Source organism: Clostridium sp. SHJSY1, assembly GCF_031626875.1.
Taxonomy (GTDB): domain Bacteria; phylum Bacillota; class Clostridia; order Clostridiales; family Clostridiaceae; genus Clostridium.
Genome location: NZ_JANDMF010000002.1, coordinates 197,407 through 211,277, shown reverse-complemented (window position 1 = coordinate 211,277; position 13,871 = coordinate 197,407). Strand labels below are relative to the sequence as shown.

At 26.6% G+C, this 13,871-nt stretch carries 12 protein-coding genes; 9 read left to right on the top strand and 3 right to left on the bottom strand.

Annotation, left to right across the window (positions count from 1 at the left end; translation table 11 throughout):
* Nucleotides 1-5: 5 nt before the first annotated feature.
* The 8 genes from hydE to NNC19_RS02155 all read left to right on the top strand — a co-directional run bounded on the left by hydE (nucleotide 6) and on the right by NNC19_RS02155 (nucleotide 10,693).
* On the top strand, nucleotides 6-1,058 hold the full coding sequence (gene hydE / locus NNC19_RS02190; RefSeq protein WP_310937006.1) for a [FeFe] hydrogenase H-cluster radical SAM maturase HydE: 1,053 nt from the start codon (nucleotides 6-8) through the stop codon (nucleotides 1,056-1,058).
* Nucleotides 1,058-2,434 carry a [FeFe] hydrogenase H-cluster radical SAM maturase HydG gene (gene hydG, locus NNC19_RS02185; protein ID WP_310937005.1) on the top strand — a complete coding sequence of 459 codons (1,377 nt, stop codon included), beginning with the start codon at nucleotides 1,058-1,060 and terminating at the stop codon, nucleotides 2,432-2,434. Before hydE ends, hydG begins: the two co-directional genes overlap by 1 nt.
* A gap of 123 nt (nucleotides 2,435-2,557) precedes the next feature.
* A complete protein-coding gene (locus NNC19_RS02180) occupies nucleotides 2,558-4,435 on the top strand; it encodes an N-acetylmuramoyl-L-alanine amidase (RefSeq protein ID WP_310936955.1) in 1,878 nt (625 codons plus the stop codon).
* 67 nt (nucleotides 4,436-4,502) lie between these two features.
* The gene (gene cls, locus NNC19_RS02175) at nucleotides 4,503-6,038 is read left to right on the top strand and encodes a cardiolipin synthase (RefSeq protein ID WP_310936954.1); all 1,536 of its coding nucleotides are present in this window, start codon (nucleotides 4,503-4,505) and stop codon (nucleotides 6,036-6,038) included.
* Nucleotides 6,039-6,147: 109 nt separating this feature from the next.
* The gene (locus NNC19_RS02170; protein ID WP_310936953.1) at nucleotides 6,148-6,816 is read left to right on the top strand and encodes a response regulator transcription factor; all 669 of its coding nucleotides are present in this window, start codon (nucleotides 6,148-6,150) and stop codon (nucleotides 6,814-6,816) included.
* The gene (locus NNC19_RS02165) at nucleotides 6,813-7,832 is read left to right on the top strand and encodes a sensor histidine kinase (RefSeq protein ID WP_310936952.1); all 1,020 of its coding nucleotides are present in this window, start codon (nucleotides 6,813-6,815) and stop codon (nucleotides 7,830-7,832) included. The genes NNC19_RS02170 and NNC19_RS02165 overlap by 4 nt, the downstream gene beginning before the upstream one ends.
* 106 nt (nucleotides 7,833-7,938) lie before the next feature.
* Nucleotides 7,939-8,709, top strand: coding sequence for an ABC transporter ATP-binding protein (locus tag NNC19_RS02160; protein WP_310936951.1), 771 nt, complete (start codon nucleotides 7,939-7,941; stop codon nucleotides 8,707-8,709).
* A complete protein-coding gene (locus NNC19_RS02155) occupies nucleotides 8,699-10,693 on the top strand; it encodes an FtsX-like permease family protein (protein WP_310936950.1) in 1,995 nt (664 codons plus the stop codon). Before NNC19_RS02160 ends, NNC19_RS02155 begins: the two co-directional genes overlap by 11 nt.
* Before the next feature lie 237 nt (nucleotides 10,694-10,930).
* Here NNC19_RS02155 and NNC19_RS02150 read toward each other — a convergent pair whose 3' ends face one another.
* From NNC19_RS02150 to NNC19_RS02140, 3 genes are all read right to left on the bottom strand, one after another.
* Complete coding sequence (locus tag NNC19_RS02150) at nucleotides 10,931-11,422, bottom strand: hypothetical protein (RefSeq protein WP_310936949.1); 492 nt, start codon at nucleotides 11,420-11,422, stop codon at nucleotides 10,931-10,933.
* A 22-nt stretch (nucleotides 11,423-11,444) separates the two neighbouring features.
* Entirely contained in the window at nucleotides 11,445-12,056 is a 612-nt protein-coding gene (locus NNC19_RS02145) for a J domain-containing protein (RefSeq protein WP_310936948.1), read from the bottom strand.
* A gap of 77 nt (nucleotides 12,057-12,133) precedes the next feature.
* Nucleotides 12,134-13,045 carry a DUF5685 family protein gene (locus NNC19_RS02140; protein ID WP_310936947.1) on the bottom strand — a complete coding sequence of 304 codons (912 nt, stop codon included), beginning with the start codon at nucleotides 13,043-13,045 and terminating at the stop codon, nucleotides 12,134-12,136.
* 143 nt (nucleotides 13,046-13,188) lie between these two features.
* On the opposite strand from NNC19_RS02140, the gene NNC19_RS02135 reads away from it, so the two are divergent.
* A complete protein-coding gene (locus NNC19_RS02135) occupies nucleotides 13,189-13,827 on the top strand; it encodes a hypothetical protein (RefSeq protein WP_310936946.1) in 639 nt (212 codons plus the stop codon).
* Nucleotides 13,828-13,871: the final 44 nt, after the last annotated feature.

The window sequence follows — 13,871 nt, the reverse complement described above, 5'->3', positions numbered from 1 at the left end:
TGGACATTTATAAAATTATAGATAAATTAGACAGAACAAATGAAGCCACGAGAGAGGAATTACTATTTTTATTAGATAATATAGATAGTGGTTCTAAAGAATATTTAATAGAAAAGTCCAATGAAACTAGGCTTAGAATTTATGGTAATAAGGTATATCTTAGAGGACTTATTGAATTTACTAATTATTGTGTAAGAAATTGTATGTATTGTGGTATTAGAGCCCAAAATAATAAAGCTGATAGATATAGGTTAACTAAAGAAGATATATTAGAATGTGCTGATATAGGTGATAGATTAGGGTATAAAACGTATGTATTACAAGGTGGAGAAGATCCCTACTTTACTGATGAAATTATGGTGGATATAATCAAAGCAATAAAAGATAAACATCCTAATAATGCAATAACCTTGTCTTTAGGAGAAAGAAGTTATGAATCTTATGAAAAGATGTTCAAAGCAGGAGCTGATAGATATCTTTTAAGACATGAAACTGCATCAAAAGAACTTTATGGAGCCTTGCATCCAGGGGCAAGTTTTGAAAATAGACGAGATTGTTTAAATAATCTAAAGAAAATAGGTTATCAAATAGGTGCAGGTTTTATGGTTGGATTACCTAACCAAACAAATGAAGATTTAGTTAAAGATTTGATGTATATTAAAGAACTAAACCCAGAAATGTGTGGGATAGGACCATTTATACCTCAAAAGGATACTCCTCTTGGAAAAGAAGATGGGGGGACATTGGAGAAAACAACAACTCTATTGGCAGCAATAAGATTATTATTGCCAAATGTACTACTTCCTGCAACAACAGCTTTAGGAAGTATTCATCCCCTTGGAAGAGAACAAGGATTAAAGGCAGGAGGAAATGTAGTTATGCCTAATTTATCGCCTACTAGAGTAAGGGACAAGTACTCGCTTTATGATGGAAAGATATGTACAGGTGATGAAGCTGCTGAATGTAGAAAATGTATTGAAGGTAGAATAAATAGATCAGGATTTGAAGTAGAAATTACAAGAGGAGACAATATAGAATGGCAGGGGAGAGAAATATAATGTTTGTTAATAGAGAATATATTGAAAATTTACTAGAGGAATCAAAAAAAGTTTCAGCAGAAGATGTTCAAGCTGTTTTAGACAAAGCTGAAAAGAGACAAGGGTTAAATCACAAGGACATAGCAGTGTTATTACAAGTAGAAGATGAAAATCAACTAAAAAAAATGTATGAGATAGCAGGACAAATAAAGAAAGATATTTATGGAAAGAGAATAGTATTGTTTGCTCCATTATATGTAAGTGATTATTGTGTAAATAACTGTGTTTATTGTGGCTACCATAGTTGTAATACCTTTAAAAGAAGAAAGTTAACTCAGGAAGAGGTTGCTGAAGAAGTAAGAATTTTAGAAAAAATGGGTCATAAAAGATTAGCATTAGAGCTTGGGGAAGATCCAGTTAATGCACCAATAGAATATGTTTTAGATACATTAAAAACAATTTACAACACTCAAAAAGATAATGGAGAAATTAGAAGAGTTAATGTAAATATAGCAGCAACAACAGTTGAAGAATATAAGATGCTTAAAGAAGCTGGAATAGGTACTTATATATTATTCCAAGAAACTTATCATGAACCAAGTTATAAGAAAATGCATCCAAATTGTATGAAAAGTGATTATGAGTATCATTTAACAGCTTTTGATAGAGCTATGGAAGCTGGAATTGATGATGTTGGTGCAGGAGTATTATTTGGACTAGCTAATCCTAAGTTTGAAGTATTAGGACTTATGATTCATAATGAACATCTTGAAGAAAAATATGGGGTAGGTTTCCATACTATATCTGTACCAAGACTTAGACCAGCAAAAGGAGTTTCATTAAAACAATTTCCACATTTAGTAGATGATGAATTATTTCAAAAATTAGTTGCTATAATAAGAATAGCAGTACCATTTACAGGGATGATTATATCAACTAGAGAAGATGCAGATATGAGAAGAAAGTTATTGAAATATGGAATATCTCAAATGAGTGCTGGTTCTAGTACTGGTGTTGGAGGATATAAAGAAAGAGAAGAAGGAAATGAAGTTTCTCAATTCAAAACTAACGATGATAGAAGTCCTATTGAGATTTTAAATGAACTTATAGATGATGGTTATATACCAAGTTATTGTACTGCTTGTTATAGAAAAGGTAGAACAGGTGAAAGATTTATGAGATTAGCTAAATCAGGAAACATACAATATGTATGTGAACCAAATGCTATGTCTACTTTAATGGAATATGCTCTTGATTATGGTGATGAAGTATTTAAAGAAAAAGTAGAAAAATTAGTAAGAGAGCTTGCAAAGGATATTAAGAGGGATGATATTCGTGAAATGTTCTTAAATAATTTAGAAAAATTAAAAAATGGTACAAGAGATTTATATGTTTAAAATTAAATAGTAAAATGGAATGAAAAGTGATTGTTGAGAAGCATCACTTTTTACTTCATTTAAGGAAAGTAATTGCATTATTTTATACACTTTTTAGCAAACTATGTTAGAGGTGTTTTTATAATGAATAAGAAAGTGTTAAAATTTGTTACTATAATGATTTGTACAATAGTATTTATCTCATTTAAATATTTGGTAGATAAAAATGATTTAAAAATGAAAAGAGCAGATGCTATCTCTGCTAATATGATTGATCTAAGTAATAATTTAGTAATCCCCCCATTAAATGATGATATAAAAATTATAAGACCATTAAAGAAGAAGATTTATACAAGAGAAGAAACTATAACTTTTTTAGGCATGGCAGATCCAAATAAAGATTTAAAATTAAATAATAAAAAGATTGATGTTTATTACACTGGAAACTTTGTATTGGAAGTTCCCTTAAGTGTTGGAATAAATAATCTTAACTTTTCCTTAGGTGATAAAAAGTTAAGTTATATAGTTATAAGAGAGTTTAGTGTTATAGACTCTATTAGACCTTCTAAATTAGTGAATATCGAGGGGGGAATGGATATTACTATTACAGCAAGATTATATTCTGGTTCAAAGGCATATGCAGAGCTAAATGGAGAACATATTGAACTTAAAGAAGTAGAATCAAATAAATATCTTTCTGCTCGAGGGACTTCATATGTAAATTTTATTGGAAACATTACTACAAATGAAGTTAAGGAAGAGAGTAATTTAGGACATATTGTAATACATAGTGTTTACAATGGAGTGAAGGAGACTAAGTCAGGGGCAAGAGTCATATTAAATAAACCTCAAATTAAAGAGAGTGTAGGAGTTATTAATAAGGATAGTTCTTTTGTGTATGACAATAAAACAATTTCTGTAATTCCATTAAATGAAGTTTATCCTTTAGCAAAGGGAACAGAAGATTATATAACTTCAAAAATTATAGTTGATGAAAAAGAATATTATAATTTGGCTTCTGGAAAACGGGTAAAAACTGAAGACATTGATATTGTTCCATATAAAGTGTTTGAAAAAAGTAAAATCACCAATATATCAGTTTTTGAAGAAGATAATAATGTATTAGTAAAAATAGATAAAAATAATAAATATCCATACACTTTTTTAACTGATGATATAGGTTTTAAAGATATGAAAAATCAAGATTATTCATTGGATGATTATAAATTACAAAATATCAAAATATATTTTGACTATGATGATAATACGAAGGCTAAAATTAAATTTAAAAGAAATTTTTTATTTAAAGATGCAAGTCTACATGAGGAAAATGGAAAAAACTATCTATATTTAAATTTGAAGGATTCCAATAAATATAATGGGCATTTTGCTTATTATGATGAAGATGGAAGTCTCATTTTTAAATTTAAAGATAAGAAAAAGTCATTAAAAAATATGAAAATTGTCATAGATCCTGGACATGGATTAATAGAAAATAACAAATTAGATCCAGGCGCGTTGGGGTTTAATTGTATTAATGAAAATTTTTTGAATTTGGAGATTTCAAGGTTAGTTGAATATAAGTTAAAAGAGCGTGGGGCTCATGTAGTAAGATTAGAAACTGAAAATACTAGTTATCCATTAAAGATTAGAGGAAGTAAAGGATATGAAAATGATGCAGACCTTTATATATCAATTCATCATAATTCAGGTGGTTCAGGTAAATTGAATGCAAATGAAAGTTATTATTTTACACCCTATTCAAAAGATTATGCTAAAAGCATAAATGAAAGTTTAACTAGTTGCTACAATAAGGTTCTTTATAAAGGTTCTAAAGGGGATTATAGTAGAGGATTTAAATATAATTATTATACAGTGACACTAGAAAGAGAAAATCCATCAGTGCTTATTGAAGTTGGATATATTGATAATCCAGTATTTTTTGATAAAATTATCAATGAAGAATGTCAAATAAAAATAGCTAGTTCAATTGTGGATGGAATAGAAAAATCTATAAAATAAATAAAAAAGTTCTAATTGTTGTGTTATAATTAATTGAAATATAACTTTAAATAATAGAGGATAAATGATGAGAAAAGTATTAAAGATACTATTTAGTAGAATTATAATTACAGGAGTATTATTAATTTTACAATTAACTATACTAGGTTTTGGAATATGGCATCTTAGTGAATCATTTGTATATATGTATGTATTGTTTATATGCATAAGTATATCAGTTATGGTTTATATAGTTAGTAGAACCGATAACCCCTCTTATAAGTTAGCTTGGGCAGTACCAGTTTTATTAGTACCTGTTTTTGGAGGCCTTTTTTACCTCTTATTTGGTGGTAATAAAATAGGTAGGATTTTAAAAAATCAAATAGAATCTACATACCATGAAACTATAGGATTATTTTATCAAGATAAAAACATAATTAGAGAAATTGAAGAAATGGATAAGTCTGTAGCAAATCAGATAAAATACATAAATAATTTAGCAACATTTCCTATATATAAAAGGACATCTTCTGAATATTTATCACCAGGAGAAGAGTTTTATGAAAAGTTAATATTAGAATTAAAAAAAGCAAAGCATTATATATTTATGGAATATTTCATAATTCATACAGGCGAAATGTGGAATAATATATTAGATATACTTATAGAAAAAGTAAGAGAAGGTGTTGATGTAAGGTTAATATATGATGATATAGGGTGTATTAAAACCTTGCCCAATAAATATTATGAAGAACTCAGAAAGCTTGGGATTAAAACAGTAGTATTTAATCAATTAGTACCAGTTTTATCTTCTGTAATGAATAACAGAGATCATAGGAAGATTACAGTTATAGATGGGCATACAGCTTTTACAGGTGGAATTAATATAGCTGATGAATACATAAATCAAATTGTAAGATTTGGTCACTGGAAAGATGCTTCTATAATGATTAAAGGTGATGCTGTATGGAGCTTCACTATGATGTTTTTGCATGTTTGGAAGTTTAGTACTAAAGAAAAAATAGATTATGAAAAGTATAAACCAGATGTTTATTTAGAGGATGAGTTTATAGATGATGGATATGTTCAACCTTATGGAGACAGTCCTTATGATGATGAATTAGTAGGAGAAAATGTTTATTTAAATATAATAAATAGAGCAAAAGATTATGTTTATATAAGTACTCCTTACTTAATTATTGATAATGAACTTGTAACAGCTTTAACTTTAGCTGCTAAAAGTGGAGTTGATGTCAGAATTTTAACTCCTCATATAGAGGATAAGTGGTATGCTCATATTGTAACTAGGGCTTACTATGCTCAGCTTATTATAGCTGGAGTAAAGATATATGAATATACACCAGGTTTCATCCATTCTAAAACCTTTGTTTCGGATGATTCAGTAGGAACTATAGGTACAATTAATCTTGATTATCGGAGTCTTTATTTGCATTTTGAATGTGGAGTTTTTTTATACAAGACAAAGTCGGTTATGCAAATCAAGGATGATTATTTAAAGATGCTAGAAATAAGCCAAAGAATTACCTTGGAAGATACAAAAAAGATTAAGTGGTCTAACAGAGTTTTAAGGTCATTACTTAAATTGTTTGCTCCGCTTATGTAATAACTCCCTAAAGTAAATATACTTTAGGGAGTTATTTTTATCCAAGATTTGAGAAAGGGTTATGTATTTGGTATATTAAGAAAGGATAGAAATGGAGGAGTTATAAATTATGGAGAAAATTTTTATTATAGAAGATGATGAAAAAATAAGAAAAGAGATAACTACATTTTTAATTAGATATGGTTATGAATGTGAGTATTCAAGTGATTTTGAAAATATAACCAACATAGTATTAGACTCAGGATCACATTTAATACTTTTAGATATAAATTTACCATATTATGATGGTTATTATATTTGTCGTGAAATTAGAAAAAAATCAAATATTCCAATAATAGTGGTTACAAGCAGGCAAAGTGAAATGGATGAGCTTATGAGTATGAATCTTGGTGCAGATGATTTTATAACAAAGCCTTATAATACTCAAATACTATTAGCACACATAGCCTCTGTATTAAAAAGAACCTATCAGAATGTAGATAATGATGTATTGTCTTTTAATGGCTTGATATTTAATATGTCAACAAGTTCTATAAGGTATAATGGAGAAGATATGGAATTAACTAAAAATGAAAGTAAAATTTTAAATATATTGATGAAGAAAAAACAATCAATTGTATCTAGAAATGAAATTATGGATTTTTTATGGCAATCAGATGAATTTGTAGATGATAATACATTAACAGTAAATATTAATCGTCTAAGAAGAAAACTTGAAAATCTAGGGGCAAAAGATTATATACAAACAAAGAGAGGACAAGGTTATATATTACAATGAAGTTAAGATTATTTTTTATTGAAAGAATAGGTTTCATAATAGCTAATATTTTAATTATAGCTTTTATAATTTTACTCCTTAATGGTTTAAAGGTAGATACTTATGCAATAATACTAATTTCATGTTTAGTTTTTTTATTAAATATATCATTATTAATCTATGAATACTTAAGTAAATCATCTTTCATTAAAAAGTTAAATATAAATATGGATAATTTAAATGAAAAATACCTAATAAGTGAGATAATAAGTGAACCTAATAAAGATGAGCATATTGCAATTTACAATATATTAAAAGAATGTAATAAATCCATGAATGATAAAATAGCAGAGATAGAGCTTGAAAATAAAGATTATATGGAATTTATAGAACTTTGGATTCATGAAGTTAAAACACCAATTGCATCAACAAAACTATTGATTGAAAATTATAGAACTCCTACATTAAATAGTATTGAAGAAGATATAAATAAAGTAGAAGAATATATTGAACAAGCATTATTTTATGCAAGAAGTTCAGCAGTTGAGAAGGATTTTATTATAAAAAAATTAAATCTTGAAGAGATGGTGAATTCAGTTATAAAGAAAAATTCAAAAACTCTTATAGAAAAATCAATAAGAATTCAAAAAGATAATTTAAAGAATCATGAAATATATTCAGATAAAAAGTGGATAGAATTTATTTTACATCAAATAATATCAAATTCTATAAAATATTTTGATAAGAAATTTAAAGTACTAAATTTTTCAGTAGAAGAGCAAGAAAATTCTTTAGTTTTACATATTAAAGATAATGGATTAGGAATGAGTGAAAAGTCAGTAATAAAAGCATTTGATAAAGGTTATACTGGTGAGAATGGAAGGATATTTAAAGAAGCTACAGGAATTGGGTTATATCTTTGTAAAAAACTTTGTAATAAACTAGGTCTTGGAATATATATAACCTCAACATTAGGTGAAATGACAAAGGTGTCTATTGTATTTCCCAAAAATAAGATGATGATATTAGAGGATTAAGCAAGTAGATATGTGACAAAAATGTAAGGCTTGTGTCATGTTATCTTATGGAAGAAGTTATCTCAAAAAGGTAATATTAGCCTATAAGATAAAGGAGGAAATAATTATGAATAAAGAAATATTAAAAGTCATTAATATACAAAAAATTTATGGGACAAGAGGAAATGTTACTAAAGCCATTAATGATATAAGCTTTGAAGTTTCAGAAGGTGAATATATTGCTATAATGGGTTCATCAGGTAGTGGAAAAACTACTTTATTAAACTGTATTTCGACTATAGATAGAGTAACAAGTGGTCATATATTAATAGGAAATGAAGATATAACAAAATTAAAAGAAAAAAAATTATCTAAGTTTAGACGTGAGGAACTTGGGTTTATATTTCAAGATTTTAATCTTTTAGATACTTTAAATTCTTATGAGAATATAGCTTTAGCTCTAACTATATGTAATGTTAATCCTAAGTCTATTGATAATAGAGTTAAAGAAGTATCAGAAAAATTAAATATAACAGATATTTTATACAAGTTTCCATATGAAATATCAGGAGGGCAAAAGCAGAGAGTTGCAGCTGCAAGGGCACTTATAACTAATCCTAAACTAATCCTTGCAGATGAGCCTACAGGGGCTCTAGATTCTAAATCTGCAAAGATGCTACTTGAATCTTTGGCTTATTTAAATAATGAATTAAACACAACTATAATGATGGTAACTCATGATGCTTTTTCAGCTAGTTTTGCCAAAAGAATTCTCTTTATAAAAGATGGAAAAATATTCAATGAATTAATTAGAGGAAAAGATACTAGGAAAGAGTTTTTCAATAGAATTATAGAGGTAATAACACTCCTTGGAGGTGACCAAAGAGATGTATTCTAAATTATCCTATAGAAATATGAAAAGAAGCTTCAAAGATTATACAGTATATTTTTTAACATTAATTTTTTCAATTTGTCTATTTTATGTATTTAACTCAATTGATGCACAAAAGGTAATGTTAGATATTAATGAATCACAAAAAAGTGCATTCAAGATGGTAAGTTTTTTTATGGGTATTGCTTCAGTTTTTATAACCTTTATATTAGCTTTTTTAATTATTTATGCAAATAATTATTTAATTAAAAGAAGAAAAAAAGAATTAGGCATATATATGGTTCTGGGAATGGATAAAAATAGAATTTCTAAAATATTATTTGTGGAAACTTTATTCATTGGAGTTATTTCACTTGTGCTTGGTTTGATATTGGGAATTTTTGCTTCTCAAGGATTATCATTATTAACAGCTAAAATGTTTGAAGTAGATTTAATTAGTTTCAAATTTATTTTTTCTAGTAGTGCTTGTATTAAGGCAATATTATATTTTGGTATAATATATATTTTAGTTGGAATATTTAATACTGTATCTATTAGAAAAATAAGACTTATAAATTTATTAAATGCTTCAAAAAAGAATGAAACTCTTAAAGTAAAGCATTTATATTTATCTGTTATATTGTTCATAATAAGTGTTATATGTATAGGAACAGGGTATTATATTATTATTAAATATGGTATAGCAGAACTGGATAATAAAGTTTTGATTTCAATAATTTTAGGATCAGTTGGAACTTTACTTTTATTTATGAGCCTTTCAGGATTTTTGCTTAAATTGATACAAAATAGTAAAAAAATTTATTTGAAGCAATTAAATATGTTTTTACTAAGACAAATTAATAGCAAGATTAATACAACATTTATTTCAATGACATTTATATGTTTAATGTTATTTATTTCAATATGTACTTTATCTGGTGGCTTGCAACTTAATAAAGTTTTGAATAGAGAACTAAAAGAAGTAACCCCTCATAATGTTTGTATTTATTCTTATAAAGGAGAAGATTTACTAACACCATTAATAGAAAATAAATTCAATTTTAATAAGTATACTGATAAATATCATTATTATAATACTTTTATTGATAATTTAATATATAGTGACTTTTTGGATAGCAATTCAATGGAAAAGAATAAAAATATTTTCCCTATTTTTAACAATCAAGATATTCCTATAATGAAACTTACAGATTTTAATAAGGAACTTGAAATGTTAGGAGAGCAGCCTATAACTTTAAATAAAGATCAGTATGCCATAAACAGTGATGTTAAGGATATATTTGAGACTGTTGAAAATACTTTGAAAGGTAAGAAAACTATAAAAATTAATAATAAAATATTGACTCCAGCAAAAGAGAATGTTATTGAAAAAACTTTTAATTCTGGAATGGTAAGGAATAATATATGTACAATAGTAGTAGATGATTCTTTAATAACTAATCAAAAAATATATAATTCATTTTTGAATTTTGACTATAAAAATAGGGATTATAGTTTGGAGCAGGATTTAAGTAATGATTTAGACAAAGTACAATCTTCAGTAAAAGATAAAGAGTATTTTTATATAACTGATACTAAAATTAAAAGTAGTTCACAAGGATTATCAGTTTCCTTTGCTTATTTAGCCATATACCTTGGAATAGTATTTGTTATTACTTCTGCAGCAGTATTAGCAATACAGCAATTGTCAGAGTCAGATGATAATATAGAAAGGTATACTCTATTAAAGAAAATAGGAGTAGATAATCACATAATATATCAATCCTTATTTAGGCAGATTGGAATATATTTTATTATGCCATTATTAGTAGCTATTATTCATTCTGTAGTTGGATTAAAAATATCATTAAATATAGTTAATCTTTTTGGGTCAGGAGTAAAAATTACAGATCTTATATCTATTAGTGGGTTATTTATAATTGTTGTTTATGGTGGATATTTCTTAGCTACGTATTTTGGTGCTAAAAATATAGTGAAAAATAAAATTTAAAAATACTTCAGTTAAATGTAAAGTTATTAACTGAAGTACTAAGAAGTTATTAGTATAGAAAATAGTAGCTTCTTTTTCTTCATATTTTCTTCATGACCTTGGAAACAATACTTATAACAGGAGATGTATTGAAGATATCAGCTATGACAAGACCTGATTATATAGCAGAAAGAAGGGTATTGTAGAAATTATAAAAACTAACTACGAAATTTGTAGTTAGTTTTTATGTGATATATATTAAAATCTTTTAAATTTTTGTAAATATAAACTTATAGCAATGGTAATAGCATAATCATAAATCAAGAATACTATTTGACCTCCTAAAAATAAAGCCCAAGTAGGCAAGTTGATCTTTAAATCACCTAATATAGTTGACATAAACATTAGGCCTATTATAAGTATAATATTAAAGAATATAAGCTTTAGTACTATTTCTATTGGCATTTTATTAAGCTTTTCAATAAAATATTTAGCTATCCCATAAATTCCAAAAAACATACCATACATGATTGTATAGTTAATTGGAAGAATGAAAAAACTAATAATAGTACTTGCTATATAAACAAAAAAAGCAGTTTTTATATTGCTTCTAATGATACAAATAGGAATAAAACAGGAAGCAACAGTTAATATTGCAAAAGTATTTATTGGTATAATAGTTGTTAAATATAAAGTTATTACACTTAAAGCCACCATTATTCCCCCAAGAGTTATATCTTTAGCTTTCATAACTTCCTCCTTAAAATTAATTTTAACAACAGCCGATTAAATCTCCACCCATACACTCACAAATACTATCTAAACACCAAAGTTGCATACAGCAATCACATGCATTAGCAGAATTTTGTGTTGTTCTATAGGGGCTTCCATAACCAGTAGTTCTTCTATTTAATTGTTCTAATGTTTGTCTATATTCAAAATTGTTAGGATCCATATTAGATGCTGTCCTAATGTTTTGTAGAGCAGAATCATACCAACCTTTATTCATATGTACTACTCCCATTAAAAAGTACCATTCTGCAGATCTTTCTGTGATTTTATTTAGTATAGCCTCAGCATTTCTGGTATCATTTCTTTGAAGATATGCTCTTGCACTTGCTAAGTCTTGAGAATAACTTCCTGTATTATTAGAACTATATGAGCCAGAAGAAGAAGTAGTAGAATATGAATTTTGATTGCTACTTCCACTTGATAAAATTCTATAAGCTTCATTAACCTCTGCTAACTTTTGTTGTGCAAGTTCCTGAAGAGGATTATCTCTATATTGATCTGGATGATATTGCTTAACTAATTTTCTATATGCACTCTTAATTTCTTCTTGTGAAGCACCTTGCTTTACACCTAAAATCTCATATGGATTCATGGGTAAGTCACTTCCTTTCTTATTCTTTGTATGTGTTAAATTATTCTAGTTATGATTATACCATAACTTTAAAGCTCTTAAATGTAATTATTATGTAAATGTTCATTTTTTTTAGATTTACATCCACTAGAAGCAGCTGTATATTTGTCCATCATGCCTAAGTTTATTATGTTTTCTAGAATTTCTCTATTTCTTTGAAGATCTAGTTCAGCTAAAATATCTCTACAAGTGCAAGCACAATTTAATATGCTAAATTCCAATCTATCTAGAATTGTTTTTAAAAATTCATCATAATGTAAGTTATCTGAATTATAAAGAAAATTAATAGGGTTAAATTTATTCTTTTCCATATCATCCTTCAAATCATCTAAAGCATCAACTAGGTATATCCATTTTCCTAAAGAATATCCTAAATTATAGAGTTTCTCTCTTGTTATTACAGAATCATTAATTATATCATAAGGATACAATTCTAAAATTTTACCAACAATAATGCTAAAAGGGTCACATATTTCATCAATTGATGTAAAAGTTTTTGACTCTTCAAGTTTTGATAAGTTATTAAGATTTTCTTTTATAATATCATTTATATGGGTAATTGATTCAGAAAACTTATTTTTGTAAGGTTTTAAACCAAGTGCCAAAGTTTTACTCTTAAGGTCTTTATCATCATGAACATCATCTAATAATTTAAAGTAAACTAATGAAACATTCATATTTGCAGCATAGCTTAATGCATTATTATCTAAAACTATTAATTTTTTATTTGTAGGATGAGACATACAACGTCTTCCTTCAACCTTAACTTTTTCAGGATTTAATCCATCTAAAAGTAAGGATAAAAAAGTCATATCATAATTTAAAGTCATTCTGGGGATGTTTCCAAAATGCTTTTTTATACTAAAACATAATCCGCAATAATATGCTTTAAATTGATTAAATTCTCTTATTTTAAGTTCTGATTTAAGAGGAACTACATATCCAAACATAAAAGCCTCCAATTTATTTAATAAACCTATTATACATAATAAATTTCCAATGTACAATTTAACATAGAAAATGAAGAGGTAGTATTTTTAGATTATACTAGAGCATACTAAATTTAGAATAAATATAGAAAGGAGCAATTAAAATGCCATTACCAGTTGTTACTTCTATAATATCTGCATTATCAATTATAGCTGGTTCTCTAGTTGGAGCCTTTTGTAGTTGGAAAATTAGTAAAAAAATAAATTTAGAAAGAATGAAAGAAGAATATAAAATTATAAAAGAAAACCGTAAATATGAAGATACATATAGGGCAAAAGAAATTTGTAAAAATGCTAATGTAATAAGACTTGATATTTCAACAGCATTATTTCAAAGTATAAGAAGTATAAAAAATAATCAAGAAGAAAAAAAATATTTATATAGCCTTCCTGTTAATAAAAATTATTCTGAAGCGGTTGCTTCATTAAGTGATAGATATTCATTAAAAGAACTTAGTTCTATTTATCAATTGTATGGGATTATAGAAAAAGTCAATAGAGATATTCATTCATGGAGTTTAGGTGATGATAAAGCTTACGAAAAGGTTAGAGCCGGATTTAGAAGTGTACTATATAAAATATATAATGAGAACTATGAAAATATTATAAAGATAGATCCAGATAAAATATGTTATGAAGATTTGTACAAAAATGATTATATTAAAGAGTCATATAAAAATATACTTGCAAAGTTGGATGAGCTATGTGTAGTTGAGAACTTATTGGAAAATAATGAGGTTTAAGAAAAATTTAAGAAAAAATAAGATAAATTTAATTGAATATCATT

What these genes read in the sequence shown, in the direction of transcription:
- NNC19_RS02150 (WP_310936949.1), bottom strand. Translation starts at nt 11,422, where the DNA reads ATGAAAGCTAAAGATATAACTCTTGGGGGAATAATGGTGGCTTTAAGT.
- hydG (WP_310937005.1), top strand. Translation starts at nt 1,058, where the DNA reads ATGTTTGTTAATAGAGAATATATTGAAAATTTACTAGAGGAATCAAAA.
- NNC19_RS02135 (WP_310936946.1), top strand. Translation starts at nt 13,189, where the DNA reads ATGCCATTACCAGTTGTTACTTCTATAATATCTGCATTATCAATTATA.
- cls (WP_310936954.1), top strand. Translation starts at nt 4,503, where the DNA reads ATGAGAAAAGTATTAAAGATACTATTTAGTAGAATTATAATTACAGGA.
- NNC19_RS02170 (WP_310936953.1), top strand. Translation starts at nt 6,148, where the DNA reads ATGGAGAAAATTTTTATTATAGAAGATGATGAAAAAATAAGAAAAGAG.
- NNC19_RS02145 (WP_310936948.1), bottom strand. Translation starts at nt 12,056, where the DNA reads ATGAATCCATATGAGATTTTAGGTGTAAAGCAAGGTGCTTCACAAGAA.
- NNC19_RS02165 (WP_310936952.1), top strand. Translation starts at nt 6,813, where the DNA reads ATGAAGTTAAGATTATTTTTTATTGAAAGAATAGGTTTCATAATAGCT.
- NNC19_RS02160 (WP_310936951.1), top strand. Translation starts at nt 7,939, where the DNA reads ATGAATAAAGAAATATTAAAAGTCATTAATATACAAAAAATTTATGGG.
- NNC19_RS02140 (WP_310936947.1), bottom strand. Translation starts at nt 13,045, where the DNA reads ATGTTTGGATATGTAGTTCCTCTTAAATCAGAACTTAAAATAAGAGAA.
- NNC19_RS02155 (WP_310936950.1), top strand. Translation starts at nt 8,699, where the DNA reads ATGTATTCTAAATTATCCTATAGAAATATGAAAAGAAGCTTCAAAGAT.
- NNC19_RS02180 (WP_310936955.1), top strand. Translation starts at nt 2,558, where the DNA reads ATGAATAAGAAAGTGTTAAAATTTGTTACTATAATGATTTGTACAATA.